At 64.8% G+C, this 22,696-nt stretch carries 3 protein-coding genes; all 3 read right to left on the reverse strand.

Annotation, left to right across the window (positions count from 1 at the left end; genetic code table 11):
- Window positions 1-49 precede the first annotated feature (49 nt).
- Genes KBY08_RS00090 through KBY08_RS00100 form a run of 3 tightly spaced genes read right to left on the reverse strand, consistent with a single transcriptional unit; the run spans window position 50 to window position 22,415 of the window.
- Window positions 50-9,244, reverse strand: coding sequence for a hybrid non-ribosomal peptide synthetase/type I polyketide synthase (locus KBY08_RS00090; RefSeq protein ID WP_111522421.1), 9,195 nt, complete (start codon window positions 9,242-9,244; stop codon window positions 50-52).
- Window positions 9,241-13,353, reverse strand: coding sequence for a non-ribosomal peptide synthetase (locus KBY08_RS00095; protein ID WP_111522420.1), 4,113 nt, complete (start codon window positions 13,351-13,353; stop codon window positions 9,241-9,243). The genes KBY08_RS00090 and KBY08_RS00095 overlap by 4 nt, the downstream gene beginning before the upstream one ends.
- Window positions 13,350-22,415: a non-ribosomal peptide synthetase gene (locus KBY08_RS00100; RefSeq protein ID WP_225651016.1), complete on the reverse strand. Its 9,066-nt coding sequence runs from the start codon at window positions 22,413-22,415 to the stop codon at window positions 13,350-13,352. The genes KBY08_RS00095 and KBY08_RS00100 overlap by 4 nt, the downstream gene beginning before the upstream one ends.
- Window positions 22,416-22,696: the final 281 nt, after the last annotated feature.

The raw sequence follows: 22,696 nt of genomic DNA on the forward strand, positions 1-22,696 counted from the left end.
GGTTCGTCTGCGGGGACTTCAGCCCCGCCTGAAAAGCCTGCCGTTACGTTCAGCCCTGCGCCGCCGACAGGTCCGCATTGATCATCTCGGCAATCACCTGCGCCCAGGGCGCTGCGACAATGCCGTAGTGGTCGGTGTCCAGTGCTTGCCAGCTCGACATGTGCGGCAACAGCCTTTGCCAGGCGCGCTGCAGATCGGCGATCCGCCAGGCGCTGCCCATGCCGTAAGGATTGGGCTGCGTGGCAATGAACAGCCGCACTGGAGTGCGCGCCAGCGTCACGGGCTGGTGGCCCGCCATGCTCGCCATATTGTTCTGGCAGCAGACAATCAGGCTTTGCAGGTAACGCGGCGTGTCTTCGCTGGCCGCGCTGGTGGTCGTGTTGAGGCCGCGCCGTGCAGAAAACTCGCGCTGGAAGACCTGCTGAATCTGCGCTTCGCCGATCTGCGCCAGCTCGGTGCCCGCATCCGGCGCGGGGGGATCGATCAGGTACAACAATGGCTGCTCGCAATCCTCCTTTAACAGGCTGCACATCGCCTGCGTCACCCACGCGCCGAACGACCAGCCGGCCAGCCGCCATGCCGTGCCGTCGGGGTGATGGGCCTGCAACGCCTTGAGATACAGTTGCGCGCGCTCATCCACGCTGATGTTCGGCAGGTCGGGCAGGCGCAAGGCCGGATCGGCGATCACCCACACGCCCAGATCAGGGTGCAGCGCCGAGGCCAGCTCGCGGTACGCCTGCACGTCGCCACCCACCGGGTGAATCAGATACAGGCGCTCGCGGCCCGCGCCCGCCTGCCACTGATCGATCCTCACCGCATCGGCCCATTGGTCTTCGTCCGCAGCCGTTCCGGCCGCTGACGCCTGCACCAGCGCCAAGACCTCGGTCAGGCTGACCTTGTGGCTGAACTGCGACAACTGGAAGACCACGCCGGTCGCGGCCTGCAGTTCATCGATCAGGTCCAGCAGGGTCAGAGAATCGGCTCCCAGCTCATAGAGCGAGGCATCCGGCTGCAGAACATTCACACCAAGCCATTTGCACAGGCAGTCATTCAGATGCCCGGGCAGACGGTCCGGCGCTTCAGTGTCTGCCGCCAAGGCTGGCGCAGTATCAGCCAGCGTCGCCACTGCACTGTGGCGAACCGGGTAAAACTGTCGCGCCGTGTCTGGATCGGTGGTCGATATCAGCAGCTGCGGCAGTTGAGCCGTCATCGCCGCATCGAATATCCGGCAGCCCTCCTGCGCCGACATGCCGACCGCCAGATGCCGCTGGTGCGCGTCATCCCCGACGCCACTGGCAGCGGCCATGCCGACATCGCGCCAGATGTCCCAGTTGATGCCCAGACGCACACAGCCATTTTCGGCATGCGGCCGGTAGTGGGTAAAACCGTCAAGCATGGCACTGGCGGCGGCGTAGTCCAGGTGCCCGGCGCCACCGAACAGTGCCGACATCGAAGAGCAATACAGCACGAACCCCGGGTTCATCTGCTCGATCAACGCTTCGACCGCCAGCATGCCGCGGGTCTTGCTGGCCATCGCCTCAGACAGCACCTGAGCATCGCGCTGACGGATCAGGCTGCCCGCTCCGGTCCCGGCCGCGTGGATCACGCCGTCAAAGTGCCCATAACGCTCACGCAACTGTTCAAGCACCGTGGGCCAGCGCGCCAGGTCGGCGATATCCGCAGCGATGCTATCGATGCGCGAAGCGTAGGCGTCCAGTTGTTTCGGACACTCGCCACCTCGCGACAGCAGCACTATCCGCCGCTGGCTGGATTGCAGCAGGTGTTCACACAAGGTGCGCCCGATGCCGCCTGTACCGCCGAGCACCAGCAACGTGCCGTTCGCCGGCAGCAGATTCGAACCAGCCGTCGGAGTCGCCAGCGGACTGGGCAGCGGACTGGGCAGCAGCTGTGGCTGCCACAGATAACCGTCACGAATGGCCATGCGCCGCGGCAGCGACGCCGGTTCGGCCAGCAGCGCCGCGAGGTGCAGAGCCTGAACGCTCAACTGCGCCGTGGGCAGGTCCAGCCAGTGACAGCGTATCGGGTATTCCTGCGGCGCCACTTCGGTGATACCGGCCAGCGCCGCCAGTTCCGGACGCATGACCTGGCCGTTCACCGGGCACGCTTGCCAGGACAGCAGCCAGAGCCGCAGGGCGGTCTTCTGTACGTTCTGTCCCCAGGCCTGCAATAACGCGCTGAGCGTATCCAGACAGGCCCATTGCGCGGCCGCAAGGCTTTGCTCGTCAACCGACCCGCCCACCGACAGCGGCAAGGCATGCAGCCAGTCCAGTTCGCTCGCCGTCTGCCCATTCTGATCGAGCGTGGCGATCAATCGACCAAACGCCACAGGGTCCAGCGGGTCGAGCTCATAACGATTCGGGCCAAGCTGCTGGTAGCCATTGCCGGCCTGCACCTCGATGACATGCCGATAGACACCCTGCAGACTGCCAAGCGTGGTGGCATCCAGACGCTCATGGCTACACACCACCAGCACGTCACGACCCTCACCAGTCGGTTGTGTACGCAGACGGTTTACCCGCTGCCACTGACGCTGATAAAACCAGTCTGCCAGCGGCTGGCGCTCGACGGCTGACGACTTCTGCAGTTCGGTACGAACGGCCGGTTTGAAGCGGAAGGTCTGCAGATCGAATGCCGAGGGAGGCAAGTCCCAGGGTGGCGGCGTCGAACCGGTCGCCCCTTCGATGCTGGCCCCCGCATACCAGGCGTCCAGCAGGGCCTGGGGCGAATGCTCGCTGGCGTTCACTCGCACGTCCGAAAGCGTCACCTGCTTGATCGACGAGGCTTGCAGGCGCGGTGTCTGACCGGGCTGGCAGATCATCGCGAAGCGCCAGGGCAACGCGCGTCGACCGTTTTGCAGGTAACGCAGCAGCGCAGCCTGCTGCTCGGGAAAGGCGTTGAGCCAGGCTTCAATCGCCAGCATGTCCCGCTCCAGGGCAGTACGGCTGTGCGCCGACAGCAGCAGGCACGCCGGGCAATCCTCGACGCGGTCTGTCTGCTGCGGCGCGGCGCCGACAATCACATGCGCGTTGGTGCCACCGATGCCGAAACTGCTGACCCCGGCCAGACGCCGACGCCCCTCGGGCCAGGGCCGTGAGGTGGTGGGAATGTAGAACGGCGAGTGCTCTAGGTCGATTTGCGGATTGATCCGGGCAAAGCCCAGGTTGGGCGGGATCACCCCGTGAAACACGGCAAGCGTCGCGCGAATCAGCCCGACCACGCCGGCAGCCGCGCCCAGATGACCCACCTGGCTTTTCACTGAGGCCAGCGCGCAACGGGCGGCCGGCGCCGCGCCGAACGCCTTGGTCAAAGCAGCCACTTCGATCGGGTCGCCCAACAGCGTGCCGGTACCATGGGCCTCGATGTAGCCCATGTCGGCGCCATTGACCCCGGCCTTGCGCAGCGCCTCGCTGATCACCGCGCTCTGCCCCGCCACCGACGGCGCGGTGTAACTCATCTTGGCGCGGCCATCGTTGTTCAGCGCAGAGGCTTCGACCAGTGCGTAGATCCGGTCGCCGTCGGCCTGGGCGCGCTCCAGCGGCTTGAGTACCACCACCCCGTAACCGCTGGCACCGATGGTGCCGCTGGCGTCGTCACTGAACGGACGGCACAGCCCGTCGCGGGAAAAAATGTGCTGCGGGCGATAACGATAGCCATCGGTCAGAGTCGGGTCGATCAACACCCCGGCGGCCAGCATCACGTCACTGTCGCCCTGACGCAGCATCGCCGCCGCCAGGTGCACGGCAATCAGCGAGCTGCCACAAGCCGCCTGAACGCTGAGTGCCGGACCGCCGAGGTCGAGGTGGTAAGCCGCCTTGGTGGCCAGAAAGTCCTTGTCGTGGTGCAGCGCCATCTGAAAGCCGTCCGGCAGATCGCCCTCGGCGGTTTCGCGCAGCATTTGCTGGAAATACGTGGTTTCGCCGCAACTGGCGATCAGGCCGATGCGCGGCCCGTCGGCTTTAGGCCTGAGCCCAGCATGTTGCAGTGCCTGCACGCAGCCCATCAGCAGGTGCCGCTGCTGCGGGTCCATCAGCCGTGCTTCCTGCAGACTGATGCCGAAATAGTCGGGATCGAAATCCAGCAGGCCGCTCAGTTGACTGCGCGCACCGACCAGCCCATCGGCAGCGTCAAACCGCTCGATGCCCAAGCCGTTTCCTTGAACCATCGCCCAGAACTCGGCGAGGTTGCTCGCGCCGGCCACATTCACCGACATGCCGATGATCGCCATGGGTTGTTCGCCAGTCTTGGCGCCTCGCTCATTGCCCTTCCCTGCACCGGGCATTTGCCCTGTCGGTCCGGAGAGATGCTGCGCAAGACGGCGCACGCTGACATGCTCGAACAACGCGGCCATTGCCACTGGCTGCGCCAGTGCCTCGTTGTAGCGGGCATGCAGGCGCATCAGGCCGAGGCTGGTGGCGCCGGCTTCGAAGAAGGTCTGATCAGGCTCGATGTCGCGACCGATGACCGCCACGAACAATTCGCTCAGTTGCTGCTCAAGTGCGCTCAACGGTGCCGCAGGCAGCCCGGAGCGTTGCCGTTGCAGCACCTCGCCCAGATCTCCCAGCGCCCTGCGATCGATCTTGCCGCTCGGCGTGCGCGGCCAGGCGTCAACCCGCCGGTACTCGTCGATCCGCACATGCGCCGGCAGGTGCAGGCTGATCTGTCGGTCAAGCTGCTGTGCATCGGGCAGCGTACCCTCGCTGTGCAACCAGGCCACCAGCCGGGGCGGCTCGGCCTGCATGGCCACCACCGCGTTGCTCACCTGAGCGACCTGCATCAGCGCGGCCTCGATCTGCCCCAACTCAAGACGCTGGCCACTGATCTTGATCTGCTGATCGTCCCGGCCCAGGTAGTGCAGGCAGGCGTTTGCATCAGCCCGCGCCAGGTCGCCGGTGCGATAGAACAGGGTCAGGCCCTCAGGCTGCGGCAACTCGACAAAGCGCGCGGCATTCAGCGCCGGATCAGCGAGGTAGCAGCGCGAAATCATCGGCCCTGCCACCAGCAGATAGCCCTGGCTGCCACTCGGCACCGGTCGGTCGTGTTCGTCCACCAGCAGCAGGCGTGCATTGCTCACTGCGCGCCCGATCGGCGCGCGCAGTGGCCAGTCCTGAACCGCCGCAGGCAAACGCCAGGCGCTGACCACGTGAGTTTCGGTCGGGCCGTAATGATTGAACAGCCGTGCCTGCGGCATGCCGCCAAACCAGTTGCGCAATGCCTCGGTGCACAGCAGTTGCTCGCCCGCCGTGATCACCTCGCGCAACGCCTGCGGATACACACTCTGGCTGACAGCGGTCTGCGCCAGATGCTGCAAGGCCACGCACGGCAGGAACAGCCGTTCGATGCGCGTCTGTACCAGATAGCTCAGTAATGCCTGAGCATCCTGCCGCCAGCGCGGGTTGATCAGGTGGTAACAGCCTCCGCCGCAGAGGGTGCTGAAAATCTCCTGAAACGACACATCGAACGACAGCATGGAGAATTGCAGGGTCACTGACTTCGCGGGCAACTGCCCCTCGTTGCGCTGCCAGTGCAACAGATTGCAAAGGGTCCGGTCCGGCACCTGAACCCCTTTCGGCGTTCCCGTCGAGCCGGACGTGAACAGCGTGTACAACGGTCGTTCGCCCGCATGACGGCGACGTTCGAACGGCCGTGCGGCAGCGCTCAGGTCGACGCGATGACAGACTCGTGGGTCTGCGCTTAACTGCGCCAGTGCTGCCTCGGTGGCCGCGCTGTACAGCACACAGCCGGGCTGCGCCTGCTGCATGACCTGGCGCTGCACCGCCAGCGGATAGCCAGGGTCCAGAGGCACCGCCGTCAAATTCAGCCTGGCCAGCGCCAGCAAGGCCACGATGTGCTCGACCGACGCCTCGAGGTACAGGACCACTTGCAGCGGCGCACTATTTTCCTCCGGCAGCGGACACTGCTCGACCAGGGTGGCCGCCAGCGTATCGGCCAGTGCATCCAGTTCGGCGTAGCTGATGCACTGCTGATCATCGATCAGTGCCGGAGCATCCGGCGTGCAACTCACCTGATAGGCGAACCAGTCGGCCACGGTGTTGAACGGCGGCTCAGCGCTGTCGCCCTGACTGGCGGGCGGCAGGCTGAAGCGGTAAGGCGTGAGCAGCGCATCGAGGGTCGCCGACGGCTTCTCCAGCAGCAGATCAAGCCCCTGCTGCAAGAGCTGATTGACGGCGACCATTTGGCCCGCATCGAAATAACTGCACTGGTACTCCCACCAGCATTCCAGCTGTGACCCGGCATCGACCACCAGCAAGGTCAGCGGGCATTTGGCCTGCACGGTCTCGTTGAATTCCAGCGTGGCGCGCAGGCCGGTTTGGGCCAGCCTGGCGTAGTCGGTGTTTTCCAGCACAAACATGAAATCGAACAGCGCACTGCTCGACGACAGCCGCAGGTCTTCCACCAGGTCCGCTAGCGCGACGTCCTGCAAGGCCAGCACCTCACGCACCGTGGCGGTCTGCTGATGCAGCTGCTGGTCGAGCGCCTTGTCGCGGTCGAACGCCGTGGGGATCAGCACGGTGTTGGCGAACATCCCGATGGCGTCTTCGAATTCGCTCAGCGGACGGTTGGATACCGGGCTGGCGATGCGTGGCCGTTCACAGCCGGTCAGGGCGTAAATGCTCCAGGCATAGACGCTGAACAGCACCTCATAACGCGTGACGCGCTGGCGGCTGCAAAACCGATCCAATGCAGCACTGCGCGTGGCTCCCAGCGGCTGACGATAGAGCCGTGCCTGCGGTCCAGGCTCGCGAACCGGCAGCAGCGCGGGCGAAGACGCCGGGTGCTGACGGTGCAACCCGGCCAGCGCGCGACGCTGATCGCGGTAACGCGGGTCGACCCGCCATTGCCGTTGCCAGAGCGCAAACTCCAGCGTGCCCAGACCTGGCGAAGGCTCGGCACTCGGCCGCCCCTGCAGCGCATCGTCGTACAGTTGCACCAGGTCATCGAACAACAGGTTCATCGACCAGCCATCGATGGCCACGTGGTGCAGGTTCAGCAGCAAGCGACAGCTGCCATCGGCAAACGGCAACAGCCAGGCCTTGCACAGGGCCGATGTCGCCAGATCGAAAGGTGTGTCAAAGACCAGGGCTGCAAAGCTGCGCCAGGTCTGCTCACTGAAAGCCCCGGCGGCAAAGGTCTGGCACATCGCTTCCCGTTGGTGAACCTGCTGATGCAGCCCGTCGGCAGCGGACACGAACGCCGTGCGCAGCCCGCTGTGCCGAGTCAACAGACGCTGCACGGCGTCGACCAGTGCGGAAAGTTGAACACCCGCCGCCAGGTGCAGGATGAGCGGCACGTTGTAGGCGGTCGCCTGCGGCGTGCGCTGCTGCATCAGCCACAGGCGACTTTGCTCAGCCGTCGCTGGCGCACGCCCTGAACGGTTGACGGGCGGCGCAGGCGGATAGGCCGACGCCTCACCCTGCTCATCACCGAGTCGCTCGGCCAGTGCCGAAAACGATTCGCTCAGCACCGCACCCAGCGTGATTTCCCGCCGCCAGTGGGTGCGGATTGCAGAGCGCAAACGCATGGCCTTGAGCGAGTCGCCGCCGCTGCCCAGCCAGTCATCCTCGCCGTTCAGCTCAGGTTGCGCCAACAGCCTGCGGGCATGGCTCAGCAGCCAGTCCAACGCGGGCGAGTGTTGCTCGCCTGCGCGCGAACCCGCCTGCGGGCGCCACGGTTTCAAGGGCTGCTCCAGCAGCGCACGCTGATCGATCTTGCCATTGGCGGTCAACGGCAGGCGCTGCAGCACAAACAGCTGATGCGGGCGCATCCATACCGCCAGGTTGTCGCGCAGGTGCTGATCGAAATCGCGATAGTCCAGCGCCTCGCGCGGCACGATGAAGGCCAGCAACTGGTGGTCTTCAGCCGCCTGGCGACGGGTACAGACATGCACCTGCGCCACCTGCGGGTGCTCCAGAATACGCTGCTCGACCTCGCCAGGCTCGATGCGAAAACCGCGGACCTTCACCTGACGATCAATCCGCCCCAGGTACTCGATCAGCCCGTCGGCATTGACCCGCACCTGATCGCCGGTTCGGTAATGCAGCACGTCCCCGGCATCGGTTGTCGGCAGGCGCAGGAAACGCTGTGCGGTCTCTGCACAACGGTTACGGTAACCGCGTGCGACCCCGCTGCCGCTCAGGTAAAGCTCACCCGCCTCGCCGCTCGCAACCGGCCGCTGTTGCGGGTCAAGCACCTGCACGCCAGTGTCAGGCAATGGCCGACCAATCGGCACCGCGTCGCCGGCAAAATCGCGGGGGATCGGGTAGCACACGGCGAAGGTGGTGCATTCAGTAGGTCCGTAGGCGTTGAAAATCCGGCAGCGGCTGTCGGGATTGGCCTGATACCAGGCACGCACCGCTGCGGCGCTGACCTGCTCACCGCCGATCAGCACCTGGCGCAGGCTGGCGAAACAGGCGGGGTTATCTGCGCTCAAGGTGTTGAACAACGAAACGGTCATGAACAGGCTATCGACCTGCTGCGTTTCCAGAACCCTGGCCAGTTGCTGTGCGTCCTGCAGGTCTGCGTCGGCAATGATGACGCAACAACCGCCGTTGAGCAGCGGTGCCCACAGTTCGAAGTTACAGGCGTCGAACGCCGGGTTGGACAAACAGGCCACGCGCTCGCCTGCGCGAATATCCAGGCAGCCGTCGGTCCGGGCCAGACGCAACAGGCCACGCTCGCCCACGTCCACGGCTTTCGGGGTGCCGGTGGTACCCGAGGTGTAGAACAGGAAGCTCGACACGGCAAAATCCTCGGGCAGCCGCAGTGCAGGCTGATCGGGGAATTCCAGCAGGGCTTCGACGCTGACGTACCAGCCGTGTTGTGGCGCTGCCAAACTGTCCGCGTCTTCGCCGAGGGTCACCAGCCCGACGCAGCCTGCGTCGTCGAGCATCAATTGTCGACGCCGGGCCGGGCTGGCCCGATCCAGCGGCACCACCACAGCCCCGACTTTCAGCACGGCCAGTATCGTGGCGACCCATTGCCAGCAGCGCGGCATGCACAGGGCAATCGGCTCCGCAGGGCTTGCGCCTTGTGCCAGCAGCCCTTTGGCGATGCGTTCACTGGCGCTGGCCAGTTGCGCGTAGGTCAGCCGTACCTGTCGATCGACCACGGCCAGCGCCTGGGGATCACGGCGTACCTGCTCGGCAAAACGCGACAGCAGGGTCTGGGGGTTGCGGGCGATATTCTCCTCGTGCCGGTTCATCATTGCGCCTCCTGCGTGTCGAAACGTTGCAGCTCTTGCCTGAGCGTCTGCGAGACCCGATGCACCTCGGCGCTTTCCAGCATGTCCCAGTGCCCGCCATTTACCAGCCGGGCCTTGTAACCGTTACCCGCGCGACGACGCCAGAAGCTGCGCAGCTCATGCAACTGCGTGCGGGTAAAGCCTTCGCGAGCCTGAATCAGCACGATGCGCCCGGCTTGCGGCGCGCACTCGTACGCGGCCATGGCCAGACGGTTGTGGTTGTAAAGATGGAAATACCGCTCGACCTGCGCGTCTTCGATGCCGGGGTACATGCCGTTGAAACGCACCAGCTTGTCGCGAAACTCCGCCATGTCCACGGTCCCGATCTGTTGCCGAAACCCCGGGTCATCCGAGCCCTGGGTATCGAGCAGCACCACCGTCACCTGACGATGGCCGGCAGCCGTCAGGCGGCGGGCCATTTCGTACGCCACCAGGCCACCGAACGACAGCCCGGTGAGCACCAGCGGTTGTGAGGTCAACGCCGCGATCCGCCGCAAATAGGCGTCGGCCATCGCTTCGACGCTCGGCTCGGTGCTTTCTCCGGGGTTCAACCCTGGCGATTGCACACCGTACACACCGATGCTTTCCGGCAGTTCCTTGGCCAGTGACAGGTAGCAGAACGCCGTGCCCCCCGCCGGGTGAATGCACACCACGTTGCGCTGCCCGGCACCGCGCCGGAATTCGATCAGGTTGTCCTGTGCCGCGGCCAGGCTGGCCCCGCTACGCAGCCAGCCGCCCAGCGCCTCGATGGTCGGATGGCCGAGGATCACGCGCACAGGCACCTCGACGCTGAACGCCCGGCCAATTTCGTAGGCCATCTTGATCGCCGCAATCGATGTCCCGCCGACGTTGAAGAAGTTGTCGCGAATGCCGATCTGCGGCACCAGCAGCAGGTCTTTCCAGATCTGATACAGGGTCAGCTCGATATGGTCCCGGGGACTGCCGAGATTGACCTGCCGGTCGGCCAGATCCTGATCGGCCTGTGCCGCGAGCGCTGCACGGTCGACCTTGCCGTTGACCGTCAACGGCAAGGCGTCCAGCCACAGATAAGCGCTGGGCATGACGGCGCTGGACAGGGTCGTTGCCAGATGCGCACGCAGTGCGGATTCATCCACTGGGCTATCGGTGACGCAGCACGCCACCAGGCGCTGGTTCTGCGCAGTATCACCGACGATCAATGCCACACTGGTGCGAATACCGGGGAACAGGTCCAGCCGCGCTTCGATTTCACTCAGTTCCAGGCGAATGCCACGCAACTTGACCTGAAAGTCGTTGCGACCGATAAACTCCAACTGACCGTCCGGACGATAACGCGCCAGGTCGCCGCTGCGGTACAGCCGGTCACCGGCAACGAACGGGTTGTCGATAAACCGTTCGGCAGTCAGCTCGTCGAGCCCCAGATAACCCCGTGCAACGCCGGCACCACCAATGTGCAACTGACCGGTGACCCCGGCCGGCACCGGCGCATCACGCTCGTCGAGCACGTAAAAACGGGTGTTGGCGATGGGCCGTCCGATGGGCAATTGGCGCGGCGGGACGTCGGCACCGGGCTGCAGCGTCCAGACACTGCTGATCACTGTGGTTTCGGTCGGACCATAGACGTTGTGCAGGCGGGCATGCGGCAGACGCTGCTGAAACAGCCTGGCCACTGCGGGCGACAGCTCCCCGCCGCCACTGAACACATCCTTGAGGGTGTGACAGGCGCTGACCTCTTCGACCTCCAGAAACAGTTGCAACATGGCTGGCACGAACACCATCGCGGTAACGCTTTGTTCGCGCACCACCTGCGCCAGGTAACCGGGTTCGAAATGCCCGCCGGGACGGGCGATGACCAGCCTGCCACCGGTAAGCAACGGCCAGAAGATCTCCCAGGCCGAGGCGTCGAAACCGAATGGGATCTTGTGCAACATGCTTCCACATTCGCCGCAGAACTGCTGACACCACAACAGCAGGTTGCTCAGGCCGCGATGCGTGACCATCGCCCCCTTGGGCAGCCCCGTGGTGCCGGAGGTGTAAAGCACATACGCCAGGTGGTCGGCGTTCACACCGACACGCTGCGTCTGCGGATTGTCCGACGGGCACTCGGCCCAGAGCACGGCATCGGCCTGCACGTCGAGGATCGGCACTTCGCAGTCCGCTCCTTGTAAAGCTTCGCGCAGGATCTTGCGCGTCGGCCCTTGGGCAAGCAGCACCACGGGGGACGTGTCATCGAGAATATGCCGCAGGCGTCCCGATGGATAATCCGGGTCCAGCGGCACATAGGCGCCCCCGGCCTTGAGCACCGCCAGCAAGGCCACGGGCAGTTCCAGCGAGCGCTCGATACAGACCGCCACGCGCACATCCGGGCCGACGCCGAGGGTGAGCAAGTGATGCGCCAGGCGGTTGGCCTGAGTGTTGAGCTGGCTGTAGCTCAGCGATCGACCCTCGAAGATGACCGCACACTCGGCCTGCCGACGCGTGACCTGAGCTTCGATCAGGCGATGCACGCAGTCGACGGGCTGAGCCAGCGGTGCCGGGCTATTCCACTCATGCAGTATCTGTGCGCGTTCGGCATCGCTGATCAGCGTCAGTGCACCCACAGGCTGCTTGGGGTTCAGCGCCACCTGCTCCAGCAACTGACGATAGTGCCCGCTCAGGCGCTCGATGCTGGTCTGGTCAAACAGATCAGTGTTGTATTCCACCAGCAGGCTCAGCACACCGTCGCGCTCGACCCATTCGAACGCCAGGTCGAACTTGGCCGTGGCGCTCCCGGTGCCGTATGGGGTCATGCTCAGGCCCGGCATCTGTGCGGCGTTGCCCGGGGTGTTCTGCAACACCATCATCACCTGAAACAGAGGCGAATACGCGGTATCGCGCGGCGGGTTGACGGCCTCCACCACGCGGTCGAAAGGCACATCCTGATGCGCGTGAACATCCAGCAGAGTGGCGCGCACTTCGCGCAACAGCTCGGCAAAGGTCTGCTGCGGATCGAGACGCTGGCGAATCACCTGAGTGTTGACGAAATGGCCGATCAGCGGCTCGATTTCGGGACGGCTGCGGTTGGCGAACGGTGTACCTATGCACAGATCCCGCTGACCGCTGTGGCGCCAGAGCAGGACCGACAGCGCGCCGATCAGCACGTTGAACAGCGTGCCCTGGGTCTGTCTGGCCAGCGCGTTGAGCGCACGCAGGGTGGTGCCGTCGACCGTCGAGCTGAAGGTCGCCCCGACGTAGCGCTGCACGGTCGGACGTGGCCGGTCGGCAGGCATGTCGAGCAGCGGCGGCGCGTCGGCCAGCGTGCGCTTCCAGAAGTCCAGCTGCCCGGCCAGCGCCTCATCACCCAGACGCTGTTGCTGCCAGCAGGCGTAATCGGCGTACTGCACCGCCAGCGGCGCCAGACTGGACCCCCGACCGCACAGAAAATCGCCATACAAGGCGGTCACTTCCTGAAGGATCACGCCCATCGACCAGCCATCGGCAATGATGTGGTGCACGCTGTACAGCCAGAGATATTCCTCATCCGCCAAACGCAGCAGCGAGGCCCGCAGCAACGGGCCGCTGGCCAGGTCAAACGGCGCCTTGGCCTGCTGCTCCACCGCCATGCTGACGTGCGCTTGGCGCGCCGTCGGCGACAGGTCACGCAGGTCGACACCTGGCATCACCAGCGGCATCGCCGGGTGCACGATCTGCCGTGGCTCGCCATCCACGCTGGCAAAGGTGGTGCGCAATATTTCATGGCGCATGATCAATTCGTTCAGCGCCCGCTCCAGCGCCGACACATCCAGCACGCCTTTCAGCAGCACCGCAGTGGGCACGTTATAGAACGCATTGCCCGGTTCCATCTGATCGAGAAACCACAGCTGGCGTTGTGAAAACGACAGCGCAACAGCCGTTTGCCCGGCAGCACGCCGAGGGATCGCGGCCGGGTCGGTGCCGCTCAGCAAGGCAATCAGTTCTGCCTTGTGTTGCTTGAGCGCCTGCAGCATCTCGTCATTCAGAAACCCGCGCGGCGCCTTGCAGCGCAGTTTCTCGCCGTCCACTTCAAGCACCACAGCGTGACGACCGAACAACTCCAGCAATTGATAGGCATTCATATCTCTATCTCCTCCATGTCGCTGGCGTCGTCCGTTTGATCCGCAGCAGAAGCGAACGCCTCGACCTGCGCGCGGCGTTGTTCGTCGGCAGTGCGCAGGCCGCCCACCATCGAGTAGATCAACTGATGATTCGGTCCCAGGTCGAACAGGGCCGACAATTGCTGCTCTTCGAGCGAGCCCATGCCACACAGGCCAAGGCCCTGCTCCACCGCCGTCATGCTCAGCAATTGCGCCATGCCCCCGGCTTCGATATGACAGAAGTCGCGACTGCGCTCGCCATACAGCGGCCGGATCGCGGCCATGTCGGCGATGAAGAACAGCGAGAAGGCGGCGTCTTCATACACCGGGCGGTTGACGAAATAATCGTAGGTGTCGGGGTCGAGCGGATCGCTGTCGAGCATCAGCAGGCGGTGCTCAACCGGGTCGTAGTAATAGGCACCGGCAGCAACGCCGGTCACCCGCTGCGGTTTGACGTACAGGTAGCACTGGATCGGGTACAGGCCACCTGCGGACGGGAACTGATATTTGACCTCGCCGTGCAGTTGCCCCTGCGCCAGGCTGGCCAGTAACCCGGCAAACGCCTCGGTGGGAACGGGTCGGTCGGCGAATTGGCGTACCGAGCGATAGTCGCTGAAGCGCCGCGCGAACGCGGGGTCATCCGGACGCGCAAGGTCCAGCGCCACAACCTGCGGGGCGAAGGTCCGCCGCCCGCGCTGATCGGCCTTGAAGCGCGCCCGCTGCTGTGGATCTTCAATCACCTGCTCGGGCGAACCCGCGTGCTGACGAACGCTGTCGACCATGCTGCCATTGGCCAGATTCCGGCGGTACATGCCGAGCAGGTTGAGCAGCGTCGGTTGCGCCAGCAGTTGCGCAACGTTGGGACGAAATTGCAGTTCGCCGGACAGCGCATTGCTGATCCTGACAATGTCGATCGAGGTGGCGCCCAGGTTGAGCAAATTGGCGTCGGCAGCGATCGAAGCACGCTTGAGCACGTTCTGCACGATCATCACCAGTTGTTGCTCCTGTGGCCCCTGCACTTCCAGCGCGGGGCCGGCATCCTGAACCTGCGACGGCTCCGGCAGGCGCTTCTTGTCGACCTTGCCGTTGGCCGACAGTGGCCATTCCTGCACGAAGGTAAACGACGTCGGCACCATGTAGGCTGGCAGTTTGTCTGCCAGGTACTGGGCAAAATCACTGGCCTGCAACGAGGGATCGGCCTTGAGTACGTAGCCCGCAAGCCGCTTCTCGCCCAGCGCTTCGCCGAGCACCCGCACCACGACGCTCTGTACGCCGGGATGGCGATTGAGCGCCGCTTCGATCTCGCCCAGCTCGATACGGTGCCCCTGGACCTTGACCTGGGTGTCTTCCCGCCCGAGAAACTCGATATTGCCGTCGGGCAGCCAGCGCCCCAGGTCGCCGGTCCGATACAGACGTTCGCCGGTCAGCGGGTGAGCGAAGAAACTGCCGGCACTCAGGGCTTCATCACGCCAATAGCCCTTGGCCAGGCCGATACCGCCGATATACAACTGGCCAGCCACCCAGGTCGGGCGAACCTGCAAGGCGTCATCCAGCACATAGAAGCGCTGGTGATCCAGCGCCTTGCCGTAGGGAATACTGCGCCACGCGGGGTCGACCTGTTGCAGCGGATACTGGATCGACCAGATGGACGCTTCGGTCGCCCCGCCAAGGCTGATCAGTTGCAGCGCCGGCTGCAGCGCCCAGGCACTCTCGGGCAGCGTCAGGGGAATCCAGTCGCCTGACAGCATCGCCACGCGCAGGCACGACGGCAACACGCTGCGCTCGCTTTGCACATACTCCAGCAGCATGCCGAACAAGGCCGGCACCGAATTCCACAGGCTGACCTGATGCCGCTCGATCAGCGTCAGCCAGTGCGCCGGGTCGAGGGCCTGCTGCGGTTCGAGCAGCACCACTGCAGCGCCAGCGGCCAGCGTGCCGAAGAAGTCATAGACCGACAGGTCGAAACTCAGCGATGAAACCGCCAGCACCCGGTCCGCAGCGCCGACGGCAAAGCGCCGGTTGATGTCGAGCAGCGTATTCACCGCACCGCGATGATCGATGACCACGCCCTTGGGCATGCCGGTCGAGCCCGAGGTGTAGATCACATAGGCCAGATCGTCCGGGGTGAGATGCACGGCGTTTAATTCGGCCTGATCGGAACGGCCAGCATCGGCAATGATCGAGTCGCTCACGCTGATGACCTGGACCTGCGCGGGCCACTCGACACGTTGCAGCAGTGCCGGCTGGGTCAGCGCCAGGCTGGCTTCGGCACGTTGCAGAATATGCTCCAGGCGTTCGACCGGCAGTGCCGGGTCGAGCGGCAGGTAGGCCCCGCCGGCGTACTGGATCGCCAGCGTCGCGACGACCTGTTCCCAGCCACGTTCCATGACCACCGCGACCAGTTGATTGGGCACCACGCCGCGACGCTGAAGCAGCGCCGCCAGTTGCCGCGCTTCGGCTCGCAGCTGGCGATAACTCAACTGCCGCTGGGTGCCGATGACCGCCAGCGCATCCGGGGCAGCGAGTGCCTGGCGATCAAACAGTTCGTGCATCAGCGCCGAGTCAGCGGGGCTGGCCTCGGGCACCGGCAAGCGTGCCAGCGGTATCAGGTCCACCGTGCCGGCGTTCCAGGCATCGGCCTGCAGCAGGCGATCCAGCAGCGCGTTGTAGGCGACGAACATCTGCTCGATCAGGCCTTGCGGAAACAATTCGTCGATGCTGTCCCAGTTGAACAGCAGGCGCCCTTCCAGCTCCAGCAGCGTGTGGTCAAGCCAGACCTGCGGGGTCTGGGTGATGCTGTGCATGTGCTCGGCATTCAACGCGTCGGCAAGGTTGAATTCAGCCAGTTCCGGCGCAGCTTCCGACAGGGTGCTGTTGAACACGATCGGCATGGCGGTCTGCTGCACGCCTCGGGCCTGGGACAGTTCACGCAGCACTCGCACGCCGCTGACCACCGAATGGTCGATGTCTTGCCACAACCGTGCCTGCACGGCACGCGCCTTGTCGATGAAGCTCGCGGCCCCGTCCAGATTGACTTCAAGCAAGACCAGCGAAGTGAAGTCACCGATGATCTCATCGACATCCGGGTGCAGCGGCATGCGGTTGAACAGCGGCAGACTCAGCGTGAAGCGCGGCTGTCGACTCCACAGCGCCAGCACCTCGCTGAACGCGGTCAGCAGCATCACCGATGGCGTCACGGCAAATTGCCTGGCGAGTTCCTTGAGCCGTGACCACTGCAACGCTGAAAGCTCGCGGTCGCGGCGGGTAAAGTGCGGCTGGCTGATGCTTTCGGGCTGGCACACCAGCGGCAGGTCCGGCGCAGGTGCCAGCGTGGCAACCTTCTCGCGCCAGTAGTCCAGCGCCTGTGCGTAGCGGCTGTCATTGCGCAAGCGCTGCTCGGCCAGCACGTAATCGCGAAAGGTCAGCCCCGGTTCGGGCAGTTGCAACTGCGGGTCGGCATAAAAGGCCATCAGTTCGCGCGCCAGAATCTGCGTACTCGCGGCGTCGACGATCAGTGCGTCAAGGCTGATGTGCAGATGGCTGATGCCCTCATCGAGCAACGACAGACTGAACTCGAACAACGGCCAGCGACTGGCGTCCAGCACCTGATGGGATTGACGTTCGCGGGTGACTTGCAGGGCCTGCTGCGCAGCATCGGCAGACAGGCCGCGCAGATCGTTGCGGGGCATGTGGTAGGTCGGCACGCTGTCGAGGACCTGCTGCGTGCCATCGCCAAGGAACACCACGCGCAGCATGTCGTGCCGCAGGATCATGCGGTTCAGCGCCTGCTCGAAACGTGGCACGTCGAGGCCGGGGATGCGCAGTTCTTCATAGCCATGGGCACTGACCCCGCCGAGGCTGACCGACGCTTCGCGGCCAAACCAGTACGCCTGCTGGATATCGGTCAGCGGAAACGGCGCGTAACGTGCGCTGCGATCGGCTTCAATCGGGGCAAAGGGTGTGTCGAGCGAAGGCCCGTCACCCCGCCCGAGCCGCACCTGCTCGGCCAGGTCCATCAGCACCGGCGTCTTGAACAGGCTGCTAAGGGACAGCTGCGCGCCCATGCGCTGGTTGATCATGTAGATCATCCGCGTGGCCAGCAGCGAATGCCCGCCCAGTTCGAAAAAGTTGTCGTGGATGCCGACCTGCGGGCACTTGAGCACCTCGGCCCAGATGCGCACCATCTGCCGCTCGGTCTCGTCGCGCGGTGCCACGTAGGCACTGGCGGCCTGCCGCTCTGGTACCGGCAGCGCCTGACGGTCGAGCTTGCCGTTACGGGTCAGCGGCAACTGCGCCAGCGCCACCCAGGCCGTCGGCACCATGTGTTCCGGCAGGTGGCGGTGCAGCTCGGCACGCAATGTTTCGGCAGTTGCAGGCCCCACCACATAGGCCACCAGACGCTTGTCGCCCGGTACATCTTCGCGCAGCAGCACCACCGCTTCCCGCACACCGGGTTGCTGGTGCAGAAGGCTGTCGATCTCGCCCAGCTCGACGCGAAAACCGCGCAATTTGACCTGCTGGTCGATGCGACCCAGGTAGTGCACATTGCCGTCGGCCGCAAATCGCGCCAGATCACCGCTGCGGTACATGCGCGCACCGGACTGCGGGTTGAACGGGTCCGGCAGGAAGCGTTCGGCGCTCAGGTCCGGACGATTCAGATAACCCCGGGCCAGGCAGGCACCGGCGATATACAGCTCGCCTGCCACGCCGACCGGTACCGGGTTCAGGTCGCCGTCCAGCACATACAAACGCGCATTGGCGATAGGCCGGCCAATCGGCGGTGCGTCCGGCCACTGCCCGGCGTCGTCACAGTTCAGGCTGAACTGGCTGACCACGTGGGTTTCGGTCGGGCCGTACTGGTTGTGCAGTTGCGCACCGCCAAGGCCGCAGACAAAGGCACGCAGTTCATCATTGACGAGCAACGCCTCGCCAGCGGTGATGACTTCGCAGCCGCCCTTTGGCAAGGGCATCGGCACCGACGCGTCGGTTTCAGTGAAACTGGCCAGTTGCTGAAGCACGGCGAACGGCAGAAACGCCCGTTGTACGCCCTCGGCCACCAGCGTCGGACGCAGCGCGGCGAGGTCTTTGCGACCGGCTTCGCTCATCAGCACCAGGCTGCCGCCTTGGCACAACGTGCTGCAGATTTCCTGAAACGACACGTCGAAATTCAACGATGCGAATTGCAGCACGCGTTGTGAAACAGGCGTTTGCTCCAGTTGCCAGGCGATCAGGTTATCCAGCGCCGCACGACTGTGCGCCACGCCCTTGGGCCGCCCGGTCGAACCGGAGGTGTAGAGCACGTAAGCCAGGTTACCGGGGCTGACGGGTACTTGCGGGTTGGCCTCGGAATACCCAGACCAGCGCTGCGCCTGCACGTCGAGGCAGCAGATCGGCAGCGTGTCGGGCAACGGCGGCAGACCGGCACGCAGTGCAGTCTGGGTCAGCAGCAGGCTCGGTGCGGCATCCGCGAACATGAACGCCAGACGCTCTGCCGGGTATGCCGGATCGAACGGCACGTAAGCGGCGCCGGTCTTGAGGATGGCCAGCAGGCCGATGACCATCTGCGGCGAGCGCTCCAGGCACAGCCCCACGCACTGCTCAGGCCTCACGCCCTGCTCGATCAGGTAGTTCGCCAGGCGGTTGGCAGACTGATTGAGTTCGGCGTAAGTCAGCGCTCGCTCATCGGCCAGCAACGCCACAGCGTCAGGTGTGCGCTGCGCCACGGCCTCGAAGCGCTTGACGCAATCGGGCTGCGCCGAGGTATCGCGTTCGGTGCGGTTCCAGTCGTAGACGATCCGTCGGTGCTGCTCGGCGTTGAGCAGGTCGAGCGTCGCCAGCGGCTGTTCGCTGTCCTCGACCATCTGCGTGAGGATGCGGCGCAGGTATTCGCCCATCTGCACCACGGTCTCCGGCTCGAACAGCCCCGACGCGTATTCCAAGCCGCCGACGATTTGTCCGTCACGTTCGCTGAGTGCCAGTTGCAGGTCGAATTTAGCCACTGGCTGTACGCTTTGCAGCACGCTGACGTCGAGCCCGGACAATTCCAGATCCGAATCCTGATGCTGCTCCCAGGCGAACAGCACCTGAAACACCGGGCTGTAAGCCAGACTGCGCGGCGGATTGAGCAACTCCACCACTTGATCGAACGGCAAGTCCTGATGTTCCTGAGCGGCAAGCGCAACGCTGCGCGCCTGTTGCAGCCAACTGGCCACCGTCGGGCTGCCGGAGCGGGTCATGCGCAGCGCCAGGGTATTGACGAAGAACCCGATCAACCCTTCCAGCTCCTGCTGGCTGCGGTTCGCCGAGGGCACACCGATGACCACGTCATCCTGCCCCGACAGGCGCATCAACAGCAGCGACCAGGCCGCCAGAAGGTTCATGAACAACGTGGTGCCCTGCTGCGTAGCCAACACTCGGAGCCGTGCCGTCAGCGCACGGTCAAAGACCAGCGGCACGAAGCCGCCGCGGTAATCCTGGGCCGCCGGTCGTTTGTGATCGGTGGGCAACTCCAGCAGTAGCGGCGCACCGCTCAGGGTTTCACGCCAGTAGCGCCGCTGCGCATCCAGCACCTCGCCGCACAGCCACTGGCGTTGCCAGGCCGCGTAGTCCACATACTGAACGGCCAGCGGCGGCAGTGACAGGGACTGCCCGTGCGCGGCCGGTTGCTGAATAGCCGCCTCGTAGAGCAGCCCCAGCTCACGGGTCAGCACGCCCATCGACCAGCCATCCGAGACGATGTGGTGCTGGGTCAGCAGCAACACGTGATCGTCGTCGGCCAGCTTGACCAGGCTGACGCGCATCAACGGCCCCACCGCCAGATCGAACGGCTTGCTGCCCTCTGCGTCGATCAGCGCCAGCAGACGCGCCTGGGCATCGTGCTCGTCGCGCAGGTCAATGACTGGCAACGGCATGATCGCGCCCGCCGCCGCAACACGCTGCCGCCCCTCGCCCTCGACCGTGAAAAACGTGGTGCGCAGCGCCTCGTGGCGGGTCACCAGTTGATTGAAACTGCGCTCCAGCGCGGCCACCTGCAACGGCCCGCGCAGGCGCAGGTTCAAGGGCATGTGGTAAGCCGCATTGCCGCCTTCCATCTGCGCCAGAAACCACAGGCGTTGCTGGGCCGACGACAACGTGTGTGCCTCGCTACGCGCTACAGCCGTGATTGGTGGGCGGGGGCTGCCCTGCCGAGCGGTGCTCAGTCGTTCGGCGAACTGCTGCAGCACAGGGGCGGTAAACAGGGCTGAGGGTGACACCTCCAGATGCAGCGTCTGCCGAACCTTGGCCAGCACGCGCATCACCAGCAGCGAGTGGCCGCCGAGTGCAAAAAAGTGATCCTGGCGACCGACTCGCTCGACACCCAGCACCTCGGCCCAGATGGCCGCAAGTGAGACTTCCAGCGCGCCTTGCGCGGCTTCGAAGACATGCCGATCGAACGCGTCATCCCCCGGCTCGGGCAGCGCGATGCGGTCCAGCTTGCCATTGGCGGTCAGCGGCAGCGCGTCCATGCGCACGAACGCAGCAGGAATCATGTAGTCCGGCAGGCTGAGCTGCAGATGCTGGCGCAGGCCTTTGGGCGTCAGCGCTGCGCCGGTCTGTTCGCGAAAGTAGGCAATCAGCCTGGGCACGCCCGCGCCGTCCTCGCGCAGTACCACCACGTTGTCCCGCACACCGGCAACCTCGGCCAGGCGCGCCTCGATTTCCCCCAGTTCCAGGCGCAGGCCGCGCAGCTTGGCCTGCGAGTCGTTGCGCCCGAGAAACTCCAGATGGCCGTCAGCCCGATAGCGGGCCAGGTCGCCAGTACGGTACAACCGCTCACCGGCCACAAACGGGCTGTCAATGAAGCGCTCGCGGGTCAATTCCGGCAAATTCAGGTAGCCACGCGCAACCCCCGCGCCGCCGATGTACAGTTCGCCGGTCACGCCCTGGGGAACCCTATCGCCAGCAGCATCGAGCAGGTAAATCCGCGTATTGGCCAATGCCCGCCCGATGGGCAGCACCGCGTCGACATGGCTGTCGGGTTCGAACTCGAAACAGGTGCTGTCGATGCTCGCTTCGGTAACACCGTAGGCCTGGACGATCTGCGTCTGCTCGCCACACAACCCACGCAGTTGGCGCGCGCTGTGCGCCGTCCAGATGTCCGAGCCGCAAACCACCGTGCTCATGAACGACAGGTCGCGCCCCGCCTCCTGCGCCCAGACCAGCAACGGGTTGAGCACCGCAGGCACGAAGTCCGCAAAATCGATGCGCGCCTCGCTCAACAGGCGATACAGCGCAGGCGGGTCCATCAGCGTGTCACGCGGGCAGAGCACGAGCGTGCCGCCAAAACCCAGTGCGCGGATCAGGTCGGCGCTGAACACATCGAAGGAAAACCCGGCCATTTGCAGGTGATTGAGGGGGTTGTGCAGCGCGTACAACGGCTCCCAGGCAGCGCTCACCGCGATCAGCCCACGGTGCTCGACCATGACCCCCTTGGGCATACCGGTGGAGCCCGAGGTGTAGATCACGTAAGCCAGATGGCGGGACGTCAGACCGACCGCGTGCGGGTCAGGGTTGTGCGTCGGCTGCGCTGCCCACAGCCGGGTATCGGCCAGATCGAGCACCTGCGCTGCGACCTCACCTTGCTCCAGCGCCGCCAGCAACGCCGCGCGCGCCGGAGCGTGGCTCAGCAGCACACGTGGCGCGCTGTCTGCCAGCATGTGGGCCAGGCGGGCTTTCGGGTACGCGGGGTCCAGTGGCACGTAGGCACCGCCTGCCTTGAGTACCGCGAGCACACCGACCAGCATGTCCAGCGAGCGCTCCAGGCAAATCCCGACCCGCACATCCGGCCCGACACCAAGGCTGCGCAGGTAGTGGGCCAGGCGGTTGGCCTGGGTATTGAGCGTCGCATAGTCAAGCGTGTCCAGTTCGAAGCGTGCCGCTATGGCGTCAGGATTGCGCTGCGCCTGGGCTTCGAAAAGACCATGAACACATTGGTTTTGGTCAAAGGGTTGCTCTGTATCAGGATGAGCGAAGCCCGTCCCGCGCGAGGAAGATTTGTCGACCATCAGGAATCACCGTCCGTGAGCAGATTATTTTTTCATGAGCAGACGGGAGCGCAGAGCGGCAAGCCCGTCAGGCACGGCATAAGCAATGCCGGATGAACATCGAGACTCAGGGAGAAGGTGCGGCGCGGGCTCTCGGGCTCATGTCATGACCTGACATGCAAGCACTCGGGGGGATCGCAGAGGGATGACAGACGAACGCGGCACGGCGCGACTCGCCTACAGAAAGGGGGGTGGCTGGCTCGTTGACGAGACTGATCGCTCTGCCCTTGGAACTGACGTTT

The organism is Pseudomonas sp. P135, from assembly GCF_020312125.1.
Taxonomy (GTDB): Bacteria; Pseudomonadota; Gammaproteobacteria; order Pseudomonadales; family Pseudomonadaceae; genus Aquipseudomonas; species Aquipseudomonas fragariae.